Genomic DNA, 25,012 nt, shown 5'->3' on the forward strand with positions numbered 1-25,012 from the left:
TGTCGCGTGCATGAGCAGCACTGATGTTCGGGTCAAGTTTCGGCAATGGTTTTCATCTCACGCTGGATCGGCAGGAGACGAGACGCCTGCGCCGAGCCCGTGGCCCCGGGCTCCCGGGCGCCGTCGTCGGTGCGCCCGGACGGCCTCGCCCGCGCGGGGACGGCTGCCCGCTGCCCGCCGCCAAGCCTGGACGCCCGCCCGGCGGGCGGATGCGGGAGCGCCTCAGCCAGGTGGGGCGAGCGGGACGGGGCGCCGCTGCGGGCGGTGAGCTCCAGCTTCTCCAGCAGAGCCGACGGCGACACGGCGATCACGGCGCAGGGCGCGTGGGTGCGGCAGTGGCGGGTGACGCAGCCGTGCAGCAGGTGGTCGAGGCGGCTGTGGCCGCTGGAGCCGACCACGAGGAGGTCGTCCGGGCCGGTGGCGGCGACAAGGGCCGGGCCGGCCGGGCCGCGGATCACCGGCGGGCGCAGGACGAGGCCGGCGGGGTATCCGGACGACGAGCTGGTCGGAGCGGACCCGGGTGCCGCCGGTCACGCTGGTGCGGTCGCCGCCGGACTCGCGGATCACCGGCGCGGACTCGCCGGTGATCGCCGACTCGTCCACGGCCGCGACGCCCTCGATCACCTCGCCGTCGCGGGGACCACCTCGCCGGCGGGGACGAGCACGATGTCGTGCAGGAGCAGGTGCTCGGCCGGGATGGATTCGTGGCGGCGGTCGGGGCTGCCGACCCGCCAGTGCAGGAGGCGGCGGGCCGTCGTCCCGGCCTGAGCCTGCCTCAGCGAGTCGGCCTGCGCCTTGCCCGGGCTCTCGGCGACGGCTTCCGCCAGGTTGGCGAAGAGCACGGTGAGGCAGAGCCAGAAGCTGATCATCCAGGCGAACACGCTCGGGTGGACGACGGCGGTGAGCGTGGTGAGGGCGGAGCCGGTCTCGGCCACCAGCATGACCGGGTTCCTCGCCATGGTGCGCGGGCGGAGCTTGCGCACCGCGGCGGGCAGGGCTTCGCGGAGCTGCTGCGTGGTGATCAGCCGGCGGCGGCCCGGGCGGGGCGCACCGGGGCGGTGGCGCGGGGGCGCCGGCTCGGCGCCGGCGGGCTTCGCGCGGCGGGACCGGCCGGGCCCCGCCGGGTCGGGAGTGGTGGCGGGTGGGGTGAGGGCCGAGCGGCGCATCAGTTCTGGGACCTTCCGCCGACCCGGCGGAGCGGGACGGCATGTCGGCGATGCCGGGACGAACGGGACGGGCACAGCGAAGCACCGACCCGCCACGGGCCGTACGCGTTTTGACGCCTGCTTGGCGCGATGCGGGAAGTCCTTGGTGCGGCCCTCATGCACGCACCTGGTGCCCCGGCGTGTCTGCCGGCGGGGTGGGGGCCACCCGGACGCGTCGGGGTCGCCCGTGGCTGCCCGGGCCCGCGCGAGGGCGGCCAGGGCGTCCACCGACGGCGGCGCGAACGTATGCCCGGAAGGTGACGCAAGGGATGCGGGCGGCAACGGGGTGTGACGATCCGGTGCGACGGCGTCAAGGTTGCGCCAAGAAAGGCTGTCCGTGCTCGCGATTTCGGCGATCCCAGGCGCATTCCGTTGCTAAGGATGTATTACGCAGGCTAGACTTGCACCACAACCTATGAATCGAAGGAAGCGAAGCGTCATGACCGAGGACACTCGGGTTATCGTCGGAGTCAGTGGATCACTGGGCAATCTGGCGGCCCTGCACCGTGCGATGGAGGAGGCCGTGCTCCGCGACGCCGTGCTCGTCCCGGTGATCACCTGGACGCCGGTCGGCGGCGAGCCGGCCTACCGGGCCCACCCGTGCCCGCCGCTGGCGAAGCTCTGGGCGCAGGCGGCCGGCGAGCGGCTCGACACCGCCTTCGAGCAGGCCTTCGGGGGCTACCCGACCGGCGTCCGCATCGAGCCGCTGGTGCTGCGGGCCGAGGCCGGCCGGGCCCTGGTGGAGGTCGCGAACCGCCCGGACGACCTCCTGGTGGTGGGCACCGGCCGGAGCGGTCTGCTGCCGCGGATCCTGCGACCCTCGGTGAGCCGCTACTGCCAGGCGCACGCGGCCTGCACCGTGATCACGGTGCCCCCGTCCGAACTGCTGAAGGACCTCCGGCACGTGACGCGCAGCGCGGACCTGCTGACCCTCCTCGCGGCCTGACCTCCTGACGGTTCGACCGCCTGATGGCCTTCTGGGGCAAGTCAGTCGCTGTGCGATCTGTGGGCGGTGGCCCTGCGAGCGGACGAGGGCGTGGAAGAGGCCCTTGAGTCCGGTGTGTGCGTGTCGGTTTGTGGCGCTTGAGCTGCGCTTCTTCGGCGAGTGACTTGACGGCGAGCTGTCCGGCGGAGTGAAAAGGGACGCCGGTCATGAGTCGCATCATGGCGTCGGTGATCGCGCGAATCTCAGCGCGGTCCTCGGCGCCTCTGTGGTCGGCCGAGGGCGCAGCGGGCCTGACCTCGATCTACGGAAGGCCGCCACCTTGCGGGTGGCGGCCTTCCGGCGCTGCGGCGGTGCTTCCGGGCGGACGTGTGTGGGCCTCGCCCATGCGGGCGGCCGCGGTGTAGTCGGCCCGGACGGCGGCGCGGTAGTCGCGGGCCGGTGGAGGCGGACCCGGGGTTGGTTGGTCTGCCAGTGCTCGTGGTGGTCGCAGCGCATGTCGTACGTGTCGTGCTTGTGGTGCTTTGATCGTGGTGGGGTCGATGGCGGTGTGGGAGGTGGTGTCATCGCCCCCGGTGACGGTCGCGGTGTTGGTGACCTCGCCGCCGGCCCTGCAGGAGACAGCGACCTGCAGCGTGATGGGCGGGTAGCCGCTCCCGGCGGGAAGGGCGCCACTGCGGGTGCAGGTGAGCGTGCCCTGGTCACAGGTCCAGCCCGTGCCGCTGATGCTGTCGGCCGCGAGCCCCGCAGGGAGGGTGTCTTGCATGGTGACTGTGGTGCCGTCGGTCGGGGCGGCCCCGGCGGCCGGGGTGAATCCCGGAGACGTTCGTCGGCGAACCATTGCTCGCGCCCGGCCCGCGCGTAGGTTGCCCATCGGCAACTGGAAAGCGGAGTAAGGGAGTTCCCGCATGAGCATCAGCCGTCGGCACCTGCTTCGCCGGGAGCACAGGCGACCACCTTGACCGTGTCGGCCTCCCGCCCGGGCCGCTCCGCCGGTCCGGGCCGGGGTCACCGGCTCAGCTCCTCGTCCGGGGCGCGGCCCGGCCGATGTCCCGCGGGAGTTCGAGACCGAGGACGCGGTCGAGGCGCACGGAGGTCTCGAACCGGGCACCGGCCGACCCGGAGCCATCGGCGATCCGGTCCAGCTCGGCCAGGCCGGTCGCGGTGTCGAGGTCGTTCTCGAAGGCTGCGAAGGCCCGGTGGGTCGGGTCGGCGAGCGAGGGGAGGGAGGGCTCCTGCGCCCAGTCGGCGACCAGCCGCCGCCAGCGGTCGAGCGTTTCCTGGGCGTCGGTGAGTGTCCGGCGGGTGAGGTCCACGGGTGTCCGGTAGGGGTGGCGCAGCAGCGCGAGGCGGACGGCGAGCGGCTCCACCTCCATGCGGTCGAGGAATCCGAGTGGTGGTTCGCCGGGGACCGGCGGCCGGGCGGGCGCCGTGGCGGTGACGACGGCGCCGGCGACCGGCCGGGCGGCGCCGGTACCGGGCGCGAGCAGGTGGACGTCGGCCGGGGCGGTGGCACCGTCGGGGTCGGGCGGGTGGACGCCGATCAGGTCGGCGTCCCGGGCCAGCGCCTTGACCTGGGCGGGCGGCAGGTCGGGGTGTGCCCACACGAGGCCGACCTGGAGATCCCCGCCGAGCTCGCAGACGCGGCGCAGCACGTCGGCGACGAGCAGGGCGCGCAGGTCCGCGAGGTCGAACGGGTGCTCCGGGCGCCCGAGGTGGACGGCGACGCGCAGCAGGCCGCGCCGGGCGGGGCGGATCTCGGCGGTGGTGCCGGTGCGGGTGTCGGTGAGACGCAAGGATTCCTCCCGGGACGGGGCATGGTCATCGGACGCCGGGGCGTTCGGTCAGGGCCGCGAGTTCCCGGCCGAGGCCGTGGTGCAGGTCGCGCAGGAGTCGGGCGGGTGCGCCGAGACCGGCGAGGCGCGCGCGGCTCTCGACGAGCCGGCGGGACCGGACGGGGGCGTACGCGCAGGTGACCGCGGAGTGGACGTACCACTCGTGGTAGAGCAGCAGGCGGTGGATCTCGTCCTTGAGCTCGCGGTCGGCCCGGACGGCCAGGAGGTCGCGGCGGAGCTTCCGGTAGGCGACCCGGACGATGTCGCCGCGCATGGCCGGGCTCTCGTCCACCTCGCCGGGGGAGGAGCACTCCCAGATGGCCGCCTCGGCGTCATTCCGGACCTGCACGGCCCGGTCCAGCAGGGGCAGCAGCGCCCGGAGTCGGGGCGGGGCGGTGCGGGACGGGCCGGGCGGCGGCCCGGCCGGGCGCCGGTTGCCCAGGATGCGGTGGACGGCGGCAGGCGATGCGGAACGTTCACGGCGGCCTCCTGCCCTTGCCGGATGGAGGCCGTCAGCGCCGCGGCATCGAGGGCGTCCGAGGGCGAACGTCATCGCCCCTGGCTGTCTCCAGTGTCGCCCCGGCGGCCGCAGGCGGCCATGCCGCGGCGTGCCCACCGGTGCCGGTCACCGGGCGCGCCGGGCAGCGCCCGGTGACCGGCGGGCACGCACAGCCGTCAATTCGCGCCACTTCGCTGACAGAAGCTGTCAGGGAAGTGGCCATAGCGTCCGCTGCATGACGAACAACGGCTTCGCTTTCCTCACCGGCACCTACGACGTCGCCAACCGCTGGCGCAAGAACTTCCTCGACCCCAGCGAGGGCGAGGAGCACTGGGAGGAGTTCCCCGGCGTCACCCGCGCCTCCGTCCACTTCGACGGCGCCGCCAGTTTCGACGAGATCGAGTTCCCCACGAAGGGCTTCTCCGGTCTGACCCTGCGCCTGTTCGACCCGGCCACCGCCCAGTGGTCGCTCTACTGGGCCAGCAAGCGCACCGGCACCCTCTTCCCGCCGGTCAGCGGCGGCTTCCGTCCGGACGGCACCGGCGTCTTCTACGGCGACGACGAGCACGACGGCCACAAGATCCGGGCCCGCTTCATCTGGTCGGGCATCACCGCCGACCGCGCGCACTGGGAGCAGGCGTTCTCCCTCGACGGCGGGCAGACATGGATCACCAACTGGCACATGGACCTGACCCGGCGCACAGCCGCGGCAGGCGAGTGACGGGACCGGGACCAGGCCTGCCGCAGCGCGTCGAGGGCGCCTCCCGGCCGGCCCCGCACACCGGGCCGGGCCGGTTCCGGTCGCAGAGCGGCACGGCGCCGGGGCTGCTCTCGGCCGCCCGGCCGTCCAGGCCTGATCCCGGGCCGGCCGGCAGGACACGCCGCTGCCGGCGGCCCGGGCAGGAGCACGGCGCACGCTCCAGGCGGAGGCCCGACGTGGACGGCGGCCACGTCGACGGGCGAAGCCCTGGCCCGCTGATTGGGATCCGCGCTTCGCGGGCAGGCGCCGGTTGGCTCGGAACCTCCGGGCCGCACCTGTGGAAGGGGAACGCCATGAGCACGGTGAAGGAGTCCATCGACGTCGAGGTCCCGCTGCACAGCGTCTACAACCAGTGGACGCAGTTCGAGGACTTCCCGCGGTTCATGGACGGCGTGGAGCAGGTCCGCCAGACCGATGACCGGCACTGCCACTGGACGACGAAGGTCGCCGGCGCCCGGCGCGAGTTCGACACCGAGATAGTCGACCAACTGCCCGACGAGCGCATCGCCTGGCGCACCGTGGGCGGCGACGTCCGGCAGATGGGCGTCGTGACGTTCCAGCGCATCGACGAGGCCCGCACCCGCGTGAGCCTGGCCATGGACTACGAGCCCCACGGCATGGCCGAGAGGGCGGGCGCCATGCTCGGTGTCCTGGACCGGCAGGTCAAGGGTGACCTCAAACGGTTCAAGGGGTTCATCGAGGAGCAGGGCCGGGAGCGGGGCGCCTGGCGCGGCCGGCTGACACCGGACGGCGGGCCGGCTGCCCCGGCCGGGGCCGGGCCGACCGGTCCCGCCGACGCGCCGGACAGGGAGACGCCGCAGACGCGGATGACAGGGGAGGGCGCGCCGCCCCTGCCGGAGGCCGGCGGCCGCGGCACGTCGGCGGGCCTTCCGGCCGACCCGGACGACATGCGGCACGGCTGACCGCGACGAGCCCACCCATGCGGGCTGCCGGCTTCCGGGCGCCGGCAGCCCGCTGTTCTCCGGCGAAAAGGTCTCCTGACGAGGGTGCCCGACGCCGCCGCCCGGGTGGCCGAATCCGTGGGCACGTGCCCGGCCGACACGTCGGCGATGACCCGAGCGGTCACCGGGCCGGCCCCCCGGAGGGTCAGGCGGCATGTCCTGCGTCGATGTCGGTCACGTCGCGGAGGGTGAGCGGGTGGCCGTGGTCGGTGGTGGTGCGGGTGACGAACGGGTCGAGGAGGAAGCCGACGTGGTCGCCCCAGTCGGCGCGGTCGAGCACGCGGCCGGCGAACCACGCGACGGCGTCGGTGAGGACGGGGACGCCGTCCGGGCCGGGGGTCCAGCGGACGGCCGTGAACTTGTCGACCCGGTCGCCGGTAAGGCCGCCGAACAGTTCGGCGAGGTCGTGGCGCTGACGTGACAGCAGGTGGACCGCCAGGGTGTCGGCGCGCGAGGCGACGGTGTAGGTGTGGTTCGCCTTGGAGATCCACACGGTGAACCGGGGCGGCCGGATCGAGCACTGCCCGGCGAAGCCGACCAGACAGCCCGCCCGTTCCTCGCCGACGGCCGCGGTGACGACGTGGACCGGACAGTCGAGCATGGCGGTGAACGCGTCGAACCGGCTCATGGTGCGGCCTCTTTCCTCGGTGCCGTGCGTTTCCCCGGTGCCGCGCGGCGGGTGACAACGGCGCCCCCTCCCGGGGCCCGCGCCGGGGCGACGGGGCCGGGACGATGCGGGAGATGTGAACGAAGGGGGACGGGGCGTCCACCATTCCCCCCGAACGGGGAGGACATGTACCTCCGCGGCCCGGGTAGACGCCCGGGCACCACACCGCAGGGAGGAGTACGGAGTGAACCATCTGATCGAGGACGTCGTGGAGGCCTGCATCCTGGGGCCGGCCCCGCAGATGATCCGCATCTGCGCGCGCTACGCAAGTGACGACCCCCTCGCCCTCACGCTCGGCTTTCCGGCCCGGGCGTCGGTCCGGCCGTGCGAGGACGTGGAGACGGAGTGGACCGCCGCGCGCGACCTCTTCGCCGCCGGGCTGGAGGCGCTCTCCGGCCACGGGGACATCCGGGTCGGCCCGTGGGAGGAGGGGTACACCCAGATCCAGATCCATGGCACGGAGGGCTGCGCGCTGGTCGTGTTGCGCACCGACGAGCTCGCCAGGTTCCTCGACCGCACCTACCGCGCCGTCCCGGCAGGCGAGGAAAGCTCCTTCATCGACTGCCCGGACACGGTTGCCGAACTCCTCGGCGACCGGAGCTGAGGCGACGACCTCCTCGGCGACCGGAGCTGAGGCGACCGGAGCCGAGCCGCCTCCTCCCGCGCGATCCCACCTCACGCGATCCCACCTCACCGGGTCGCGCGCCCGCCCCCGCGCCGGAACCGGACCGCGGAGATGCCCAGGGCGAGGAGCAGCACCGCGATGCCGAGGAACAGCAGGTAGAGCAGCCCGTGGGCGACCACGCCGATAAGCCCGAGCACGATCGCGATGATGATCAGGAAGAGTACGAGCGCCATGGCGGCCCTCCTTCGTGGGCATGTCCGCGTCCCTCGCGGGCATCCGGTGGTCGGTCCCCGGGCCCCGTGATCCTCTCCTCCGCGGTCCTCGGCGGGCGCTCATCGGCGGCACCACCGGCGCCGGACGTCGGACGAGGAGCCGCCGGCGGGGACGATGCCGGCACCAGGGCCACGAGCCCGGCGGACGCCGGCGCCCGCAGTACGTCGACCGCGCGCAGCACGCCGACGGTGAGACCTGCGCCGCAGAAACAGAGCGAACCGCAGGACGATGATCAGCAGGGTCATGATGTCCCCACCTCCGGCCCTTCCGTCTGCCCTGCTCCGCGGGAAACACTCGCGGTGCCGGGGCCGTCCGGTGGTACGGGAGTGAAGCCCGCAATCTCCGGTTGTGCAGGAGGATGCTGGGCAGGCGCGCGGTATGTTGCTGCTCAGACCACCCGGTGTGTATCCGGCGCAGGGCGACACGGCCCTGTTGGCGGAGAGCCTGGCCCGGGAGGGTCCGCTGCGCGGGGTGCGCTGCCTCGATCTCGGGACCGGCAGCGGTGCGATCGCGTTGGCGGCGGCCTCCCGCGGTGCCCGGGTGACGGCGGTGGACGTGTCCTGGCTGGCCCTGGCGACCGCGGGCGCGAACGCCTGGCTCCACCGGTGTCGCATCCGGCTGCGCCACGGCGACCTGACCGGCCCCGTCCGGGGCCGGCGGTTCGACCTGGTGCTCAGCAACCCGCCGTACGTGCCCGCCGAGCGGCCCGGGAGCCGGCGGCGGGGCGTCGCGCGGGCCTGGGACGCCGGGCCGGACGGCCGGCTGCTGCTCGACCGGATCTGCCGCGAGGCCCCCGGGCTGTTGGCGCGCGGCGGGGTGCTGCTCGTGGTGCAGTCCTCGCTGGCCGATGTCCGGGCGACCGTGCGAGCCCTGGAGCGGGCCGGGCTTCGGGCCGAGGTGGTGGCCCGGCGGCGCCAGCGCTTCGGGCCGGTGATGACCGCACGGGCGGTCTGGTTCGAGAGCCGCGGCCTGATCGACCCGGGCGTTCGCGAGGAGGAACTGGCGGTGATCCGCGGTGCCCGCCCTGCCTGACCCACCCGCCCGTCCCGTCCTGCCAGGGCGGCCCGAGCCGTCCGAGCCGTCCGCGCCGTCCGAGCCGCCCGCCCCGCCCCGCCCCGACCGTGGCGGACCGCGGCGGGTGCAGCCGACCGGGCACGGCCCGGTGCTGATCGAGGGCCCGGTCGAGATCGTGCTCCCGGACGGCACCGCCGTCCGCTCCGACCGTCCGGTGGTGGCCCTGTGCACCTGCGGCCGCAGCCGCCGCTACCCCTTCTGCGACACCAGCCACCGCCGCCACCGCCCCGGCGGCTCACCCGGCCCGAGCGCTCCACCCGGTTCCGGCGAGCGGTCCGCCGCGCAGTGAGCTGCGCCCGGCCGCCCACGCGCCGGTCAGGTGGTCGGCCAGGCGCTCCTCGGCGAGCGAGCTCGCGGCGACCCCGAAGGCGACGTCGCCGGCCAGGCCGGGCTCCGCCGCGAGGAGCGGGGCGATCACCCCGTGCCGGACCAGCTGTTCGTGCACGGCGTCGGCCTCCACGTGCTCCTGGTAGAACCGGATGCCGGCCGGCCCCGCGCCGAGCCGCTCGAACGCCCGGGCCAGCCGGGCGGACCCGGGCGAGGAGGTGATCTCCACCGCCGCGAACTGCCCCACCAGCGCGCCGCGCAGGGCCCGGTGGAGACCGAACAGCGACATCAGGTTGACCACCGCCAGCGCCGGGGCGGCCGCCGCGTCGACGTAGTGGCCGTACGTGGGGTCCAGGCCGAAGTCCGCCATCATCTCGGCGAAGAGCCGGGAGTGCGCCCGATCGGGGTGCCCCGCCCCGTACTCGTCGTACTCGACGGCGAGGAAGGCTGCCTGCGCCGCGCCGCCGAGGCGGGGCGCCGCCCACAGTTGGGGGTCGGCCTCCTTGAGGTGGTACAGCGAGCGGTGCACCAGGTACTCGCAGGCCTGCCAGCGCCGTCCGTCGGCCAGCAGGAAGTGGGAGGGGCCGGTGCCGGTGCGCGGCTCGGTGAGCAGCCGTTCGATCAGGTCGTCCAGCGGAGGCGGCCCGCCCGCCTCCGCCCGCACGGCGGCCAGGAAGTGCCGTTCCAACGCGCGGCGCAGTCGCAAGAGTTCAGGGTCCCACTCCCAGCCCGGGTCGACGTCCCCGAAGCCGCGGTAGTGCAGCTCGTAGCAGACGTAGAGGGCCAGCTGAAGGTCCTCGCCCCACGGGTCCTGCGTGCGTACCGGGACGGGGTCGGGCAGGCCCGCTGCGCCGGGCGGGCCCGAGACGAGGACGGTCCGGACGGCCTCGGAGAGCGGGCCGCGCGGGGCGGGCAGGCGGGGCGGTCGGGAGGTCTCGATCACGGTGGTCTCCTCACGCTGGTTCCTGGTGGCGGTCTCCGGGGGAGGAGGGCGGCGGCGGTCAGGCCGCGGCGAGTTCGAGGGTGCAGCACTTGGCCCCGCCGCCGGCCTTGCGGAACTCCGACACGTCGACGCCGACCGGCTCGAACCCGCGACCGGCGAGGCGGGCGGCCAGCCGGTCCGCGGTGGCGGGGAGCACGACGTGGTGGCCGTCGCTGAAGGCGTTCACCTCGAAGCGACCGGCCTCCTCCCGGGTGGCGAGCAGGGCGTCCGGGAACAGCGCCGTCAGCGCCGCCAGGCTCGGCCGGTCGAACGCGCCGGGGTAGTACAGCGCCTCGGTTTCGCTCAACACGCACAGCGCGGTGTCGAGGTGGTAGAAGCACGGGTCCGCCAGCCGCAGGGTCACGACCGGGAGGCCGAGGCGGCGGCGGACCTCGTCGTGGGCCGCCGGCTCGGTGCGGAACCCCGTGCCGGCGAGCAGGATCCGGCCTGCGGTGAGGATGTCGCCCTGCCCTTCGTTGACGTGCGCCGCCATGCCGACCTCCGGGAACGGACGGCCGGCGAACCAGCGCCAGAACGCCACCGCCTCCGGTGCCCGTTGCGGATGGCGGAAGCGGGCGATCAGCACCCGCCCGTCGACCACGGTGGCGGCATTCGCGCTGAACACCATGTCGGGCAGCCCCGGCACCGGGTCGGCGAACTCCACCAGGTGCCCCAGCGAGCGGTACACGCTCACCAGCTCCTCCCACTGGCGGACCGCCCGCCGCCGGTCGACCGGTCGTTCCGGGTCCATCCACGGGTTGATCACGTAGTCCACCGAGAAGTAGGTGGGCGGGCACATCAGTACCCGGCGGCGGAGCGGAGTTCGTTGCGGGCGGGGCATGGCGGTCACACCTCCGGTTCGGCGGCCCCCAGCGCGCGTCTGCCCGGCACGGACCGGCTCACTCGGGCTCCGTCCCGCCGCCCGGGGTCCGGCCGCCCGACGTCCCGCCGCCCGACGTCAGCGCGGCGAGCGCGTCGACCACGTCCGGCAGCAGGCCGCGCCGGGCGAAAGCGGCCCGCTGGGCGTCCGCGCCGGCGCCGCCGGCCAGCAGCCGGGCGCAGAGCCGCCGGGCCAGGTCGAGGTCGCCCTCTGCCGCCAGGCCCGGCGCGGCCCGTTCCAGCAGCTCGTCGAGCAGCACGGACACCGGCGCGGCCCTGGGCGCGTCGTCGCCCCCGCGCACGTCCAGGGCGGTGCCGTGCAGCCCGGCCGCCGCGGCCCGCCGGTGGGCCGCGCGCAGCAGCCGCTCCCCGACGGGCGGACACGGCCGGTCCGTCTCCGCGAGCAGGACGCGGGTCAGCCCGCGGAGCAGCACCGCGATCAGCACCGGGACCCCGACGTCGGCGTTCACGTCCGCGATCCGCACCTCCAACGTGGGCAGGTGCTCGGACGGGCGGGCGTACCAGTAGATCATCCGCCGGTCGACGACGGTGCCGTCGGCGACCAGCCGCTCGACGTACCGCTCGTACCCGGTCTCGTCGAGGCTCGGGGCCGGACCGACCGTCGGCCAGCGTTCGTAGTGTGCCGCCCGCGAGCTCGCCCCGCCGCGGTCCGCGCCCTCGCAGAACGGCGAGTTCGCACCGAGGGCCTGGACGACCGGCAGCCACGGGCCCAGGCGGGTGCTCACCGCGAGAGCCTCGCCCCGGGTCAGGTCGCCGACATGGACGTGGCAGCCGCAGACCTCGCCGCCGGCCTGGTCCGCGACGCCCGGCCCCACATGGCCGGCGATGCGCCGGTAGCGCGGTGCGTCGGTGACCGGCAGCGGATGGGCGCTCGGCAGCACGGCCGACCCGGAGGCGACCAGCAGGCAGCCGGCCCGGGCCGCCGCCGCCGTCAGGGCCGCCCGGACCGCCAGCAGGTGTGCGCGCAGCTCGGCGGCGGTGCGCACCGGGGGAGTGCAGCCCTCGATCTGGGTGGCGTAGAACTCCGCCTGTGCCCGATTACCGAGTACGCGCGACACGTCCCGCAGCACGGAGGGCGCCCGGGGCACCGTGGTCCTGGTCCGGGCGTCCACGAGGAGGTACTCCTCCTCCACACCGAAGCGCAGCGGCCGCACGTCGGCCTCCTTCCCGCGATGCGGTGCCGGCGAACGGGAGGGCCGGGGGACACCGCCGCCTCCCGCGGCTACCCGCCAGGGGCGGGGCCAAGCCCGAGCCGGCCGGGCGGTTTGAGGTCCGCCAACCGGAGCAGACGCCCCGGGACGCCGGCCGGACCACGGCCGGGCCGAGAGCAGAGGAGCGACGCCATGGGCGCCGGGGACAAGGTGAAGAACGTCGCCGAGAAGGCGAAGGGCAAGGCGAAGGAGTCCGTCGGCAGGGCCACCGACGACCCCGGTCTGAAGGCCGAGGGCCGCGCGACCCAGGCCAAGAGCGACCTCAAGCAGGCCGCCCAGAAGGTCAAGGACGCCGCCAAGGACTGACCGCCGACGAGGAGGAGCACTCATGAGCACGGTGCGGCAATCGATCGACGTGGATGTGCCACTGCACACCGCGTACAACCAGTGGACGCAGTTCGAGGAGTTCCCGAACTTCATGGACGGCGTGGAGGAGGTCCGGCAGGTCGATGACCGGCACAACCACTGGAAGACCAGCATCGCGGGCGTGAGCCGCGAGTTCGACACCGAGATCGTCGACCAGCTGCCCGACGAGCGCGTGTCCTGGCGGACCGTCGGCGGGGACGTGCAGCAGATGGGCATGGTGACCTTCCGGAAGATCGACGAGAACCACACCCGGGTGAGCCTGGCGATGGAGTTCGAGCCGGAGGGCCTGGCCGAGTCGGCGGCCGACACGCTCGGCATGGTCGACTGGCGGGTGAAGGGCGATCTCGACCGCTTCAAGGGATTCATCGAGGGACGCGGCGGCGAGAGCGGCGGATGGCGGGGCCGCCTCACCCCGGCCTGAGGCCGCCCGGAACGACAGAAGGCCCCCGTCTTCCAGGGCGCCGCGCCGACCGCCGGTCGGCGCGGCGCCCTGGACTGCTGTCGGGGGCCGGCGGCCGTCGTCCCGAACGGTGTCTCGTCCCGAGCGGTGTCACCGTCCCGAACGGTGCCCCTCCCGGCATCGGAGCCGCAGGTTACGCCGGCTGCGGTGGGGTAGGCGCGAGGTCCGGACCGGATGCGAGGAGAGCCGAGGTGACGTCATGCGATGTGTCCCCTCGCTCGAGGTCGACCTCGACGGCGCCCCGGGCTCGGAGGCCAGGGCCAGGCGCGCCGCGCGCCGCTTCCTCGGTGAGCTGGCCGGTCTCGGCAGGGGCCGGCTGAGCCCCCAGACCTGCGAGGACGCGCTGCTGGTGGTCGGCGAGCTGGTGGGCAACGCATGCCGTCACGCACCGGGCCCGTGCACGCTGAGCATGGCGGTCGCCGACGCGGGCGTCGAGATCGCGGTCGAGGACACCAGCCCGGAGCTTCTCCACCCGGCCGCCCGGCCCGGGCCGGGCGGGTACGGACTGCTCGTGGTGGCCACGATCGGCCACCGGGTGCACGCCGTCCGCACGGCCACGGGCAAGATCGTCGAGACGACCGTCCGCGACCGCTGAGAGCACACGCGGCCTATCGTTGAACAAGGACATGGGAGGAGCGGAGGCCATGGAAGCCGACGGTGGCCCGGAGGGGCTCACGGTGACGGTCAGCGCCTCGGGGCGGAGCGTGGTCGTCCGCCCCGAGGGCGAGCTCGACCACGACACGGCGCAGCCTCTGCGGGAAGCCCTGGAAACGGCCCTGCACGGCCCGCCCGGGCCGGTCGTGATCGACTGCGACGGCCTCTCCTTCTGCGACTCCACCGGTCTGAACCTGCTGCTGCGCACCCGCCTCGCCGCCGAGGGCGGCGGCCGGGTGCTGGTGCTCGCCGGTCCCAGCCCGATGGTGGCCCGCATGCTGGAGATCACCGGCGCGGCCGAGATCTTCCGCATCGCTCCCTCGATGGCCGAGGCGCTCGCCGGCCAGGACGGCTGATGCCACCCGCCGCCGACCAGCGCAGCCTGGCCCTCGTCTCCGGCAGGGGAGCGGTCACCAGGTCCCGCGAGTTCACCCGCGCGGCCCTGTTCGACTGGGGCTGGCTCCCGGCCGCCGGGGACGAGCGCCGGGCGGTGGCCGAGGATGTCCTGCTGGTCGTCAGCGAGCTGGTCACCAACGCCGCCCGGCACGCCGGCGGTCCGATCGAGCTGCGGCTGCGCCACTCGCCGTCGGGGCTGCGCGTGGAAGTGTCGGACGAGAGCCCCGAACCGCCGGTACTCCGGAGCAACGACGATCCGGCGGTCCCCGGCCGGCACGGGCTACGTGTGGTCGCGCTGCTCTCCTGGGCCTGGGGCAGCGTGCCGGACGCGGGCGGCAAGACCGTGTGGTCGGAGATCGCCGCCCCGCCGGCCCGCCTGGGGCCCGCGACCGGACGCGACCCGCACTGAACTGACGGCGCCCACGCCCCGCGCCTCCGGCCGGACACCCCGCCCGCATGCGGCACCGCCCGGGCCACCGGCCTAAGCTGGACCCACACTTCAACACGGTGCCTCGCACCGTCCCCGGCAGCCCAGAGACGCGAACCGGGACCTTGGCAGGACAGACCAGGGGGCGCGGATGTCGGAATCGCACAGCGAGAGCGCCCGGCTACGGGCCACCATCGACCGGCTGCGCAGCGAGGTGGAGGGCCAGCGCCGCGCGATGCGGACGCGCGCCGTGATCGAACAGGCGAAGGGCATCCTGACCGAACGGATCGGGTGCACCCCGGACGAGGCGTTCAGCCACCTCGTCCAGCTCTCCCAGGACAGCAACCGCAAACTCGTCGACATCGCCGCCGACCTCCTCGGGACCGTCGCGCCGCCGGAGGCCGACGACCACCTCCCCGTGGTGGAGCGGCGTCCGTTCTTCGCGCCGCCCGCCCCCGTGGTGCGCGGCCCCGACCCCGCGCAGTCGCGGGCGGGCGCTCCCGCGGTCGGGGGCGAGTACGCCGCCCGCTACCACGTCACCGCCTCGGCCCTCGGCTCGGCCGAGACACCGGACGAGCTGGCCGCCCTGCTCGTCGAAGCCGCCCTCGCCCCGCTGGGTGTCGGCGCGGTCGCCCTCACCGTCCTGGAGCCCGACGGCGCGCTGAGGCTGGTCGCCAGCCACGGGGTGCCCGCCCACCAGCTCAGCCAGTGGCAGCGCATCCCCCCGCACATGTCCCTGCCGCTGACCGACGCCGCCCGCGCCGGAGCGACCGTGTGGGTGCGTGGCCGCTCCGACCTCGCCACGCGCTACCCCGACCTGAAGGGGGAGGACCTCGTCCCCGGCGACACCGTCTGCGCGCTGCCGCTGCGCACCGGCGAACAGCTGATCGGCGCGATGAAACTCGGCTGGCCCGGCGACTTCCACGCCGACGGGCCCACCGCGCACCACCTCTCCGCCCTGGCCCGGCTGTGCGCCGCCCAGCTGCTGCGCGTGCTCACCCCGGGCGCGGAGGAGGAAGCTCCGGTGCCGGCCGGCGAGCCGTGGTTCCGGGCAGTGCTCGACGCGCTCCTCGACCCCGTCCTGATCCTGCACGCCGTCCGCGAGCCCGAGGGGAAGGTCACCGACCTTCGGGTGGGGCACGCCAACGCCGCCACCGTCGACCTGGCCGGGCGCACCGGTCAGGACATCGTCGGCCGGCTGCTCAGCGAGCTCTACCCCGGCATGGTCTCCTCCGGCACTTTCCAGCACCTGCTCGACGTCGCGGCCGGCGGCGTGCCCTACCGGGGTGAGGCCGAGCAGTACGTCGAGGTCGTCGGCGGCGCGGTCCACGGCTCGACCATGACCCTCCATGCCACCCCGTTCCTCGACGGCGTCCTGGTCAGCTGGCGCACCCACGACGAGCAGGAACGCCGGGAACAGCAGCTCGCCCAGGCGCAACGGCTGGCCGGCCTCGGCACCTGGCAGTGGGAGGTGTCCGCCGCAAGACTCGACTGCTCACCCGAGGTCTTCCGGCTGCTCGGCCTGCCCGAACGGGCCGAGCCCGGCACGCTCGGCCCGGCCGAGGCGGAGGCCGCCATCGCACCGGCCGACCGCGCCGCCGTCCGGCTCCTGGCCGAGCGGCTGCTCGCCGGCCACACCTCCGCCACGCTCGAGTTCCGGGTCGTCCGCGCCGACGGCGTCAGCCGGGCCGTCCGGGCCATCGCCGAGACCGTCCCCGGGCAGCTGGACGGCGAGGCTCTCGCCGTACGCGGCGTCATCCAGGACATCACCGCCTGGCGGCACACCGAGAAGGCGCTCGCCGACACCCGGGCCCGGCTGGCCGAACAGGTCCGTCAGACGGCTGTCGAGCACCGCGCCGTCCGCGCCCTCCAGCACGCGCTCATGGACGTGCCGAACGGCCCGCCCGCGCCCAACCTCGACATGGCGGCCCGCTACCTGCCGGCCGAGAGCGACACCCAGGTCGGCGGCGACTGGTACGACGCCCTGACCCTCCCCGACGGCACCGTCCTCATCGTGGTCGGCGACGTCTCCGGCCACGGTCTGCGCGCCGCCGCCGGCATGGCGCAACTGCGCGACGCGCTGCGCGGCCTCGCCTTCACCGGTGCCGAACCGGACCAGTTGCTCCAGCGCCTCAACCAGATGCTCTGCCACCTCGGCGGCGAGTTCATCGCCACCGCCGTCTGCGGCCGGCTCGACACCGGGCGGCGTACCCTCACCTGGGCCAGGGCCGGGCACCTGCCGCCCCTGCTGGTCCACGACGGTGTCGGCCGCTACCTCGACCCGCCCCTGGGACCGCTGCTCGGCGCCCACCCCGGCGCCGTCTACCGCAGCACCGTCCTGGCCCTCGCGCCGGGCGACCTGGTCCTGCTCTTCACCGACGGACTGGTCGAGCGCCGCGGCGAGGGCCTCGACCGCGGCCTCGACCGGCTGCTCAGGGCGGTCGAGGAGTACAAGGTGCCGGGGATCCCCGGCTGCCTCGACCACGTACTGCGCCGGCTCAAGGCACCCAACCCGTACGACGACACCTGCGTCATCGGCATCCGGTTGTCCTGAGTCGGCCGGCGCCCGGGCCGCGCGGGGGAGGCTCACCGGCGCGGCTCCGGCGGCACGCCCGAGACCGTGTTCACCGGCGCCGCGCCGGCGGTACGCCCGACACCCGAGTGGCCCGGACCTTCCGTCGTGCGGGTGCGGGTGCGGGTGCGGGTGCGGGCGCGAGGGCCCGGCGTCACGGCGCCGGGTGCCACTCCGCGAGCAGCACGGTGGCGTCATCACGAAGACCCGCACCCTGGTAGTCGAGTAGGGCGCGCACCAGCCGGCGCAGCGCCTCGGGGGCCGGCTCACCGGCCGCCACCGAGCGCACGACCAGGTCGAGCAGCCGCTGCTCGCCGAAATGCTCTCCGGTGGGCCCCCGGCCCTCGGTCACCCCGTCGGTGTGGACGAGGACCCGGTCACCCGGCTCCAGCTGGGTCTGGTGGACCGTCCGGTTCGCCACCGGGTAGCCCTCGCCCAGTCCGAGCGGCAGCTCGGAGCGCCGCCGCAGGGCGTCGGGAACGACGTGCTGGCGGCGGATCAGCAGCGGCGGCGGATGGCCGCAGTTGACCCACGACAACCGGCCGCCGGCGAGATCGATCTCGCCGAAGACCGCCGTCAGCAGCCGGCCCGGTATCCAGCGGGCGAGCACCCCGTCGACGGCCGCCACGATCTCGGCGAGGCCGCCGCCGGCCCGGCGGACCGAGCGGCAGCCGGCCAGCGCCACCGCCGACGCCCCGCCGGCCGCGAGGTCGTGCCCCATCGCGTCGACGACCGCCAGGTGCAGCCGCCCCTCGTCGAGGCTGTGGTCGAAGGCGTCCCCGCCGATCTCGTACGCGGGCTCCAGCACGGCACTGGAGGTCACCTGGCGGGTGCCCAGTGTCATGGGCGGCATGAACGCCCACGCCAGCTCGGCCTGCAAGGTCATCGGGCGGCGCCGTACCGTCCGCGCCACGGTGTCGCTGAACGCCGACTTCGACTCCACGAGGAGGGCGGTCAGCGAGGCCAGCGTCCGGCACCGGTCGATCGTCGCGGCATCCAGCGAGGCGGCCGCCACCCGCAGCACCCCGATCCGCTCGATCCCGTCGGCCAGCGGGAGCCACAGGGTCAGCCCGGGGCCCGAGGAGAGCCGCTCCGACATCGTCCGGTACGCCCACCCCGCCAGCGTCCCGTCGATCTCCAGCACGTCGCCCGCCTGCCCGGCCGCCGGATCCGCCCTGTCGTCGGAGGGCGCGTCGGACGGAAGGGCGACCAGCCGACCCTGTTGGACGTCCGCCAGGTACACGGCCGCGCCTGCCAGGCCCATGGCGGCGGCGGTGCGGCCGATGAGGGCCGGCAGGGCGCCGGGGGCCGTGGTGTGCGACTCCTCCAGCACCCTGCCCAGCAGCCGTCCGAACGTGGCGTCGTCCATGATCCCGGCCACCTCAGCCCCCGGCCCGGCGGGCCTGGTTCCGGAGCCCGGCACCGGCGGACTCCCCGTCGGAGGGGAGGTGTCCGAGGGAGGTCATGCGATCACGTCCTGTCGGGTCTGCTCGATGGGTGCGGTGCTGCGGTGCGGTGCGGGGCGGTCGTGGCGGCCATGGCCGGTCTCCTCGGCGCGTGAGTCGGTCCCCGGGCCGCGCGTCTGCCCGGTCGGCCGACCGGGAAACGGCGCAGACCACGTCCGTCGCCATGACGATCGTCCGTTCGTCGCCACGCCCGTGTCGGGCGCCTCCGGAGAAGGTTGATCCGCCCGGCGGCCGGGCATAAACCAAGTACGGAGAGCCGGGCTTGCCGCCCCCTCCGCACCGGCGGTCTCGCAGCCGCCGGATTCACGGCACGGTCACCGTGCCGGGACGCCGCCGCCTGAAGAAGCCGGGTGTCACGGTCTCCCATCATCCGATCCCTGCGTGCCCCCGTCGTGGCTGTCCGTGGCCGCTGCACGGGTGGAGGCATCACCCCGTCCGGGGTGAGGTGGCGGGGACAAGCCAGGGAGATGACCCCGTGTCCGCCCTCACCACTGCGGTGCTGCCCGCGAGCGCGCCACGAGCGCAGGACTTCCACCGACCGACCCGCGACGAGCTGCGGGGCATGGGCAAGACGGAGGCCCGGGCGCGGAGCGACGCGCTGTTCGAGCGCCTCGCCGGCCTGGACCGCGAGTCGGACGCCTACAGCTACGTACGCGGCACGATCATCGAGCTCAACATGCCGCTGGTGCGGTTCGTCGTTTCCGGCTTCCGCAACCGCTCCGCCGAGCTGGAGGACCTCCTGCAGGTCGGCACGGTCGGGCTGATCAAGGCGGTGGACGGCTACGACCACCGGCGGGGCGTGGAGTTCGTGACATACGCGATCCCGACGATCGTCGGTGAGATCAAACGGTTCTTCCGTGACACCTCCTGGCCGGTGCGTGTCCCGCGCAGCCTCCAGGAGCTCTACCTGCGGGTCGCCCGGCGCTCGGACGTCCTGGAGCAGGAGCTCGGGCGGCTGCCCACCGCGGAGGAGCTCGCCGAGGAGCTGGAGCTGGACGTCGCCGAGGTCGCCGCCGCGCTCGGCGTGGGCCGTGCCTACCGCTCGGATTCGCTGGACGCGCTGCGTGAGGACCGCGAGGACGAGAGCGGCAGTGCGCTGATCGACCGGCTGGGCGAGCGCGACCGGAACCTCGCCCTGGTGGAGTTCCGGGAGTCCGTGCGGCCGCTGCTCGGCGAGCTCTCGCCGCGCGAGCGCACGATCCTGATGCTGCGGTTCTGGGGCGACTGCACCCAGTCGGAGATCGCCGAGCAGATCGGCTGCTCCCAGATGCACGTCTCCCGGCTCCTGGCCGCCACGCTCGGCAGCCTGCGGGAGCGGCTGGCCGATCCGGCGGCGGACGCCTCCTGACGGGGGATCGCCCGGCGGTCGTCCGGTCACGGGCGGCCCGCCGACGGACGGTTTGCCCGGAGGTCGTTCGCCCCGGCGACCCGGCGGGGCGACCGCTCACGGGACCGGGAGGCCGTTTGCCCCCGGGAGAGCAGGGCAGATGCGCCCACGGGCCCCCGGGGGAGGAGGTCTGTGCGGACGGCCCCGGCACACCCGTCCGGCCCCGCCGGCCGGACGGAGCGGCATCAGGAGGCCGCCATGGAACACATCGAGCGATACGCCGTCACGATCCCCGGCGCCCCGGGAGCCCACGCCGAGCCGCGCGTCGTCGTGGTGAGCCTGACGCACACGACCGGGCCGGACGGCCAGCCGGTCTACACCGACGACACGGGGACCTTCCTGGTCTACGTGAACGGCGGGGTGGCCGAGCCGCTCGCCGACCCGCCCGGGCCCACCTCGATGCGATGCCTGCACGCCGTACCGCTGCCGTGATCCGCCGCGCCCGGAGCGTGGTCGCCGTGGCGTGGCGGCGGGGCCGCGAGGTCGAGCTGCTGCACCGGGCGATGGCGTTCGCGGCGCTGTGCTTCGTGACCCTCGTGCCGCTGCTCGTGGTGATCGCCGCCGCGTCACCGACCCGCGGGAGCGGAATCGCCGACTGGATCGCCGACGGCCTCGGCCTGTCCGGCCGTTCGTCGGCGGCGGTGGCGCAGCTGTTCGCCTCGCGGCGAGAGGTTCTCAGCACCGCCACCGGCCTCAGCCTCGCCGCGCTCGCGGTGTTCGGGGTCACCCTGATGACCGCCCTGCAGAACGCGTACGAGCGGATCTGGCAGCTGCCGCCCGCCGCCTGGCGCAGCGTGTGGCGGCAGGCCGCGGCCTTGGCGGGGCTGATCGGCTACATCCTGGTCGCGGCCTGGAGCCGGGTCCCGTGGGAGCACGCCGCCGCGCCGCCGGCCCTGAGGGTGGTCGCCACGGTGGGAGGCGGGATCCTGCTCTTCTGGTGGCTGCAACGCCTGCTGCTCGGCGCGCGGGTCTCCTGGCGCAGACTGCTGCCGGGCGCGGCCGCGACCGTCTTCGCGCTGGCCGGCCTGCGGGCGTTCTCCCGGCTGGTGTTCGCCCCGCTGATCGTGGCCAACGTGGTCTCGTACGGGCCGGTCGGCACGGTCCTGGTCGTCCAGTCCTGGCTGATCGGGGTGGGCTTCTCGGTGTACGGGGGAGCCATCGTGGGCCGCGCCCTGCTGTCCCTGCGGGTGGTCCCGCGCCGCCGGGGTCCGCGGTGAGCTCCACCCGGCGCCCGCGCGTCGCCAACGGCGCCGGGCGGACCTTCGGCACCGGCCCGGTCACCGGCTCGGCCACCGGCCCGGCCCCCGACCTGGCCGCCCGGTCCGCCCGGTCGCCGGATCCGGACGGCACGCGAGATCCTGGGTTCACACCGACCCCGGGAACCGAGCTGGGCCCGGCGGCCTGCGGCCACCGGGCGGAGGAGCCGGCATGACCCATCAGCCTCCCACCCCGCCGCGCTGCCTGGTGACCGGCGCCACCGGCTACATCGGCGGCCGCCTGGTCCCCGAACTGCTCGCGGCCGGACACCCGGTGCGCTGCCTGGTCCGCGACCCCGGCCGGCTGCGCGACCAGCCGTGGCGGGCGCAGGTCGAGACCGTCACCGGCGACGTCACCCGGCCCGACACGCTCCCCGCCGCCCTCGACGGGGTGGATGTCGCCTACTACCTCGTCCACTCGCTGGGCACCGGGCCCGGGTTCGAGCAGACCGACCGCGAGGCCGCCCGCGCGTTCGGCGAGGCCGCCGCCGCGGCCGGCGTGGCCCGCATCGTCTACCTGGGCGGACTGATCCCCGGCGGGGTGCCCGAGCAGCAGCTCTCGCCGCACCTCCGCTCGCGTGCGGAGGTCGGCCGCACGCTGCGGCACAGCGGCGTGCCCACCGCGGAACTGCGCGCCGCGGTGATCATCGGATCCGGCAGCGCGTCGTTCGAGATGCTGCGCTACCTCACCGAGCGGCTGCCGGTGATGGTCACCCCGAGCTGGGTGGGGACCCGGATCCAGCCGATCGCCGTACGGGACGTGCTCCGCTACCTGGTCGGCGCGGCCGGGCTGCCGTCCGGGGTCAACCGGACCTTCGACCTCGGCGGGCCCGACGTCCTGACCTACCGGGGCATGATGCGCCGCTACGCCCGGGTCGCCGGGCTGCGCCGGCGCGTCATCGTCCCGGTGCCGGTGCTCACCCCGGGCCTGTCCAGCCACTGGGTGGGCCTGGTCACCCCGGTGCCGAACGCCATTGCCCGGCCGCTGGTCGAGTCGCTGCGGCACGAGGTGGTGTGCGGCGAGCACGACATCGCCCGCTGGGTGCCCGACCCGGCCGGCGGCCTGATCGGCTTCGACCGGGCGGTGGAGCTCGCCCTTCGCCGGATCCGCGACGCCGAGGTGGTCACCCGCTGGTCCTCGGCCTCCCTCCCCGGCGCGCCCAGCGACCCGCTGCCCACCGACCCCGGCTGGGCCGGCGGCAGCCTCTACGAGGACGTCCGGGAACGCTCCGTCGGGGCCTCCCCGAGTGCCGTCTGGCAGGTCGTCGAGGGCATCGGGGGCGACAACGGCTGGTACTCCTTCCCGCTCGCCTGGGCGCTGCGCGGTTGGCTGGACCGCCTGGTCGGCGGCGTCGGCCTGCGCCGCGGGCGGCGGGACCCGGCCCGGCTGCGGGTCGGCGACTCGCTGGACTTCTGGCGCGTCGAGGAGATCGAACCGGGGCGGTTGCTGCGGCTGCGCGCCGAGATGCGGCTGCCGGGCCTGGCCTGGCTGGAGTTGTCGGTCGGCCCGGACGGCGAGGGCGGCACGCACTACCGCCAGCGGGCGCTGTTCCACCCGCACGGACTGGCCGGCCACGCCTACTGGTGGGCGGTCGCACCCTTCCACGCGGCCGTCTTCGGGGGGATGGCCCGCAACATCACCGAGCGGGCCCGGGAGGCGGGCTGAAGCCGCGCCCTCCCGGCGGTCAGCCGAGGAACGCCCAGGCGGCCGCGCCGGTGGCCGCTCCCAGTCCCGCGCCCGCCACCGTCTGGCCGAGCGTGTGGTAGCGCAGAGCCACCCGCGACCAGCACACGGCGACCACCGCCGGACCGCAGCCCCACCACCACGGCGAGTGCACCGCCGCCGCGAGTGCCACCACGGCCGAGGCCACCGCGGAGTCCACGCTGATCTTCCAGACCGTGTTGACGGCGAGCAGGACGACCGTCATCGCCCACAGCGCCAGCATCGCCACCAGGATCCCGCGCGGCGCATGCCCGAGCAGCATCGCCAGCGCCCCGGACCCGATCGAGCCGAGGATCACCAGGAAGATCGGCCCGCGTTGCCGCCGGTCCACCACGTGCCGGTCACCCCAGGTGCCGCGCCGCCGTTCCCACTCGATGTACCCGGCCGGCACCAGCCCGGCGCACAGCGCGCCCAGCAGCCCCCATCCGACCCCGGTCCAGTCACCCGCCGCGGCGACCCCGATCGCGACCATCCCGGCCAGCAGCACGTTGCGCGGCTGCAGCACGTCGGTCACCGCCCGCGCCGCGCCCGTCTGTCCGCTCACCCCGTCACCTCTGTCACGATGATCATCGTACGAGTCGCCGGGTGCCTCGACTGAGGGCGGGCCGGGCAGGCGGTGGGGTCAGAAGGTCACGTGCCGGAGGATGTCGAGGACTTCGTCGGTGATCGCGGCCTCGTTCCGCTCGAAGTCCGGGCCGGTGAGCCGGTCGGGCCGGTCGGGCAGGCCGGTGAGGACGGGCGTGTGCAGGTGGCCGCCGGGCAGCCGCGGGGCGAGGTCCAGCCGCAGCCGGTTGGAGCGGTAGGCCACCTCGTTGGAGAGGTAGCCACCGCCGCCGCCGGCGACGGCCCGCGACCCCGGGGTCGGCCCGTCCGCGCGGTCGACCGGCTGCTCGCCCCCGGCCGGGATCTCGGTGACCTCGGTGTTCAGCAGGGCGGGGTACGGCTGCTGGACGGCGGTCATCGCGCCGGTCGGGAGAGTGGTGGGGATGAACTCCGCTCCGGGGCCGAGCCCGGGGGCGGTCACCGGGTGCTCCCGGGTGCCGCCGGAGAGCGTGCCGGTGTTGTCGGGGTACGGGTCGGCGGAGCGGGCGCGCCCCGCCCACGCCTCCAGGGTGAACAGGCCGGGGTAGCCCTGGCTGATCGTGGTGATGAGGTCGGCGGACCGGGGGCCGGGGGTGAGGCGCGGGCCGAAGGCGCGCTCGACGATGCCGTGGTCGAAGTCGGCGTAGCGGACGGGGAGCAGGACGGCCCTGATCTCGGCCCGGGTGCCGTCGGCGAGGGTGATCCGGCGGCCGTTCAGCTGCAGGGCGGCGGAGCCGGAGGGGTTGGCGCGGCGCAGCTCGTCGTCGAGGCCGAAGGGGTCGAAGCCGCTGACGAATATTCGTCGCAGGCCCGGGGCGCCGGTGAAGTCGTTCTCCGCCAGCCCTCGGGAGGCGTCCTCGAACCGTTCCCGCAGGGCCGCGGTGTCGAGGGGGAAGTCGGGCTGCCACCGGGCGAGTCGGAAGGTCATGGCGAGCCGGGTCCAGTAGAGCGGGCGGTCGTCCCGGGCGGGCAGGTCGCCGCCGGGGCGCCGTTCCTGCGCGCGGTCGGTCGCCGCCGACCAGAGGGCCCGTCCCCAGGCCTCCACGAGTCGTCCGGCCTCGGCCGCGTTCCGGGTACTGCACAGGGCGGCGGGGAAGCGTCGGACGAAGTCGCCGAGGCCCGCCCCCTCGGTGAAGGCAGCTGTCCGGGTGTCCCCGAGGCGGTCCTGCTCCCGGTCGGTCGGGGGAGAGGTGACGGTGCGGCAGGCAGACCGGTCCTCGGCTGCCGAGGTGGTGGCCGGCAGCAGTGGCGTGGAGAGCACGCCGATGAGGGTCGCTGCCAGGACGGCGCGGCGGGCGGGCATCATGGAGTGTGACATTACACGGCGAGCTGACGGTCAGCCAGATGTGCGGCCCGTCCCGCGGGTTCGGGGGGTGCCCACCGGGTGGAACCCCGGCCGCGGCAGGTGTTGAAGGAGCGATCACGCGGCCGACTCCGGGCGACGATCGGGGCCTTGGGCG

28 protein-coding genes and 2 pseudogenes are annotated in these 25,012 nt (G+C 74.8%); 16 read left to right on the forward strand and 14 right to left on the reverse strand.

Annotated elements, in window-relative coordinates; translation table 11 throughout:
- Positions 1-32: 32 nt before the first annotated feature.
- The 3 genes and pseudogenes from OG286_RS37745 to OG286_RS37755 form a co-directional block, all read right to left on the reverse strand.
- Complete coding sequence (locus tag OG286_RS37745) at positions 33-458, reverse strand: universal stress protein (RefSeq protein ID WP_331741536.1); 426 nt, start codon at positions 456-458, stop codon at positions 33-35.
- 88 nt (positions 459-546) lie between these two features.
- Positions 547-624, reverse strand: a pseudogene (locus OG286_RS37750) (hypothetical protein); the annotation flags it as partial.
- Positions 621-1,166, reverse strand: a complete 546-nt coding sequence (locus tag OG286_RS37755) for a hypothetical protein (RefSeq protein WP_396324588.1) — start codon at positions 1,164-1,166, stop codon at positions 621-623. The gene OG286_RS37755 and the pseudogene OG286_RS37750, both read right to left, overlap by 4 nt.
- A gap of 478 nt (positions 1,167-1,644) precedes the next feature.
- On the opposite strand from OG286_RS37755, the gene OG286_RS37760 reads away from it, so the two are divergent.
- A complete protein-coding gene (locus OG286_RS37760) occupies positions 1,645-2,151 on the forward strand; it encodes a universal stress protein (RefSeq protein ID WP_331741538.1) in 507 nt (168 codons plus the stop codon).
- Positions 2,152-2,452: 301 nt separating this feature from the next.
- On the opposite strand, the gene OG286_RS37765 is transcribed toward OG286_RS37760, so the two are convergent.
- From OG286_RS37765 to OG286_RS37775, 3 genes are read right to left on the reverse strand one after another with little or no spacing between them, the layout of a single operon-like run.
- On the reverse strand, positions 2,453-3,277 hold the full coding sequence (locus OG286_RS37765) for a hypothetical protein (protein WP_331741539.1): 825 nt from the start codon (positions 3,275-3,277) through the stop codon (positions 2,453-2,455).
- Entirely contained in the window at positions 3,165-3,944 is a 780-nt protein-coding gene (locus OG286_RS37770; RefSeq protein WP_331741541.1) for a hypothetical protein, read from the reverse strand. The genes OG286_RS37765 and OG286_RS37770 overlap by 113 nt, the downstream gene beginning before the upstream one ends.
- 25 nt (positions 3,945-3,969) lie before the next feature.
- The gene (locus OG286_RS37775; RefSeq protein ID WP_331741543.1) at positions 3,970-4,332 is read right to left on the reverse strand and encodes a hypothetical protein; all 363 of its coding nucleotides are present in this window, start codon (positions 4,330-4,332) and stop codon (positions 3,970-3,972) included.
- A 385-nt stretch (positions 4,333-4,717) separates the two neighbouring features.
- Between OG286_RS37775 and OG286_RS37780 the strand changes: the two genes are divergently transcribed.
- Both OG286_RS37780 and OG286_RS37785 read left to right on the forward strand, forming a co-directional pair.
- Positions 4,718-5,203, forward strand: a complete 486-nt coding sequence (locus tag OG286_RS37780) for a hypothetical protein (RefSeq protein WP_331741545.1) — start codon at positions 4,718-4,720, stop codon at positions 5,201-5,203.
- A 332-nt stretch (positions 5,204-5,535) separates the two neighbouring features.
- A pseudogene (locus OG286_RS37785) lies at positions 5,536-5,988 on the forward strand (SRPBCC family protein); the annotation flags it as partial.
- Between the two features lie 361 nt (positions 5,989-6,349).
- Here OG286_RS37785 and OG286_RS37790 read toward each other — a convergent pair.
- Positions 6,350-6,832 carry a flavin reductase family protein gene (locus OG286_RS37790; protein WP_331741547.1) on the reverse strand — a complete coding sequence of 161 codons (483 nt, stop codon included), beginning with the start codon at positions 6,830-6,832 and terminating at the stop codon, positions 6,350-6,352.
- 223 nt (positions 6,833-7,055) lie between these two features.
- Between OG286_RS37790 and OG286_RS37795 the strand changes: the two genes are divergently transcribed.
- On the forward strand, positions 7,056-7,475 hold the full coding sequence (locus tag OG286_RS37795; RefSeq protein WP_331741549.1) for an SsgA family sporulation/cell division regulator: 420 nt from the start codon (positions 7,056-7,058) through the stop codon (positions 7,473-7,475).
- Positions 7,476-7,561: 86 nt separating this feature from the next.
- On the opposite strand, the gene OG286_RS37800 is transcribed toward OG286_RS37795, so the two are convergent.
- Entirely contained in the window at positions 7,562-7,729 is a 168-nt protein-coding gene (locus tag OG286_RS37800; RefSeq protein ID WP_331741551.1) for a hypothetical protein, read from the reverse strand.
- Between the two features lie 418 nt (positions 7,730-8,147).
- On the opposite strand from OG286_RS37800, the gene OG286_RS37805 reads away from it, so the two are divergent.
- A complete protein-coding gene (locus OG286_RS37805) occupies positions 8,148-8,801 on the forward strand; it encodes a HemK2/MTQ2 family protein methyltransferase (RefSeq protein WP_331741552.1) in 654 nt (217 codons plus the stop codon).
- A 106-nt stretch (positions 8,802-8,907) separates the two neighbouring features.
- On the forward strand, positions 8,908-9,132 hold the full coding sequence (locus OG286_RS37810; protein ID WP_331741554.1) for a CDGSH iron-sulfur domain-containing protein: 225 nt from the start codon (positions 8,908-8,910) through the stop codon (positions 9,130-9,132).
- Here OG286_RS37810 and OG286_RS37815 read toward each other — a convergent pair.
- From OG286_RS37815 to OG286_RS37825, 3 genes are read right to left on the reverse strand one after another with little or no spacing between them, the layout of a single operon-like run.
- A complete protein-coding gene (locus OG286_RS37815; protein ID WP_331741556.1) occupies positions 9,079-10,113 on the reverse strand; it encodes an iron-containing redox enzyme family protein in 1,035 nt (344 codons plus the stop codon). The two genes, OG286_RS37810 and OG286_RS37815, sit on opposite strands and share 54 nt — an antisense overlap.
- Positions 10,114-10,171: 58 nt before the next feature.
- Positions 10,172-10,993 carry a dimethylargininase gene (gene ddaH, locus OG286_RS37820; protein WP_331741558.1) on the reverse strand — a complete coding sequence of 274 codons (822 nt, stop codon included), beginning with the start codon at positions 10,991-10,993 and terminating at the stop codon, positions 10,172-10,174.
- A 58-nt stretch (positions 10,994-11,051) separates the two neighbouring features.
- Positions 11,052-12,206: a YbdK family carboxylate-amine ligase gene (locus tag OG286_RS37825; protein WP_331741560.1), complete on the reverse strand. Its 1,155-nt coding sequence runs from the start codon at positions 12,204-12,206 to the stop codon at positions 11,052-11,054.
- A gap of 189 nt (positions 12,207-12,395) precedes the next feature.
- On the opposite strand from OG286_RS37825, the gene OG286_RS37830 reads away from it, so the two are divergent.
- The 6 genes from OG286_RS37830 (at position 12,396) to OG286_RS37855 (ending at position 17,120) form a co-directional block, all read left to right on the forward strand.
- A complete protein-coding gene (locus OG286_RS37830) occupies positions 12,396-12,569 on the forward strand; it encodes a CsbD family protein (RefSeq protein ID WP_331741562.1) in 174 nt (57 codons plus the stop codon).
- Positions 12,570-12,591: 22 nt separating this feature from the next.
- Positions 12,592-13,050 (forward strand): SRPBCC family protein, encoded by a 459-nt coding sequence (locus tag OG286_RS37835; RefSeq protein ID WP_331741564.1) that lies wholly within the window; start codon positions 12,592-12,594, stop codon positions 13,048-13,050.
- Positions 13,051-13,288: 238 nt separating this feature from the next.
- Positions 13,289-13,684 carry an ATP-binding protein gene (locus OG286_RS37840; protein WP_331741566.1) on the forward strand — a complete coding sequence of 132 codons (396 nt, stop codon included), beginning with the start codon at positions 13,289-13,291 and terminating at the stop codon, positions 13,682-13,684.
- 49 nt (positions 13,685-13,733) lie between these two features.
- A complete protein-coding gene (locus tag OG286_RS37845) occupies positions 13,734-14,099 on the forward strand; it encodes an STAS domain-containing protein (protein WP_331741568.1) in 366 nt (121 codons plus the stop codon).
- Positions 14,099-14,548, forward strand: a complete 450-nt coding sequence (locus OG286_RS37850; protein ID WP_331741570.1) for an ATP-binding protein — start codon at positions 14,099-14,101, stop codon at positions 14,546-14,548. Before OG286_RS37845 ends, OG286_RS37850 begins: the two co-directional genes overlap by 1 nt.
- 169 nt (positions 14,549-14,717) lie before the next feature.
- Positions 14,718-17,120 carry a SpoIIE family protein phosphatase gene (locus tag OG286_RS37855; RefSeq protein WP_331741572.1) on the forward strand — a complete coding sequence of 801 codons (2,403 nt, stop codon included), beginning with the start codon at positions 14,718-14,720 and terminating at the stop codon, positions 17,118-17,120.
- A 172-nt stretch (positions 17,121-17,292) separates the two neighbouring features.
- On the opposite strand, the gene OG286_RS37860 is transcribed toward OG286_RS37855, so the two are convergent.
- Positions 17,293-18,507 carry a PP2C family protein-serine/threonine phosphatase gene (locus OG286_RS37860; protein WP_331741574.1) on the reverse strand — a complete coding sequence of 405 codons (1,215 nt, stop codon included), beginning with the start codon at positions 18,505-18,507 and terminating at the stop codon, positions 17,293-17,295.
- 572 nt (positions 18,508-19,079) lie between these two features.
- On the opposite strand from OG286_RS37860, the gene OG286_RS37865 reads away from it, so the two are divergent.
- From OG286_RS37865 to OG286_RS37880, 4 genes are all read left to right on the forward strand, one after another.
- Positions 19,080-19,952, forward strand: coding sequence for a SigB/SigF/SigG family RNA polymerase sigma factor (locus tag OG286_RS37865; protein WP_331741576.1), 873 nt, complete (start codon positions 19,080-19,082; stop codon positions 19,950-19,952).
- A gap of 237 nt (positions 19,953-20,189) precedes the next feature.
- Positions 20,190-20,423, forward strand: a complete 234-nt coding sequence (locus tag OG286_RS37870) for a DUF6296 family protein (protein ID WP_331741579.1) — start codon at positions 20,190-20,192, stop codon at positions 20,421-20,423.
- Positions 20,396-21,208 (forward strand): ribonuclease BN, encoded by an 813-nt coding sequence (locus OG286_RS37875; protein WP_396324578.1) that lies wholly within the window; start codon positions 20,396-20,398, stop codon positions 21,206-21,208. The genes OG286_RS37870 and OG286_RS37875 overlap by 28 nt, the downstream gene beginning before the upstream one ends.
- Positions 21,209-21,419: 211 nt before the next feature.
- Entirely contained in the window at positions 21,420-22,913 is a 1,494-nt protein-coding gene (locus OG286_RS37880) for an SDR family oxidoreductase (protein WP_331741588.1), read from the forward strand.
- Between the two features lie 19 nt (positions 22,914-22,932).
- Here OG286_RS37880 and OG286_RS37885 read toward each other — a convergent pair whose 3' ends face one another.
- Together OG286_RS37885 and OG286_RS37890 are read right to left on the reverse strand one after the other, a co-directional pair.
- The gene (locus tag OG286_RS37885) at positions 22,933-23,514 is read right to left on the reverse strand and encodes a hypothetical protein (protein ID WP_331741591.1); all 582 of its coding nucleotides are present in this window, start codon (positions 23,512-23,514) and stop codon (positions 22,933-22,935) included.
- A 78-nt stretch (positions 23,515-23,592) separates the two neighbouring features.
- Positions 23,593-24,858, reverse strand: coding sequence for a pyroglutamyl peptidase (locus OG286_RS37890; protein WP_405366103.1), 1,266 nt, complete (start codon positions 24,856-24,858; stop codon positions 23,593-23,595).
- Between the last annotated feature and the right edge of the window lie 154 nt (positions 24,859-25,012).

It is taken from the genome of Kitasatospora sp. NBC_00039 (assembly GCF_045160625.1).
Taxonomy (GTDB): domain Bacteria; phylum Actinomycetota; class Actinomycetes; order Streptomycetales; family Streptomycetaceae; genus Kitasatospora.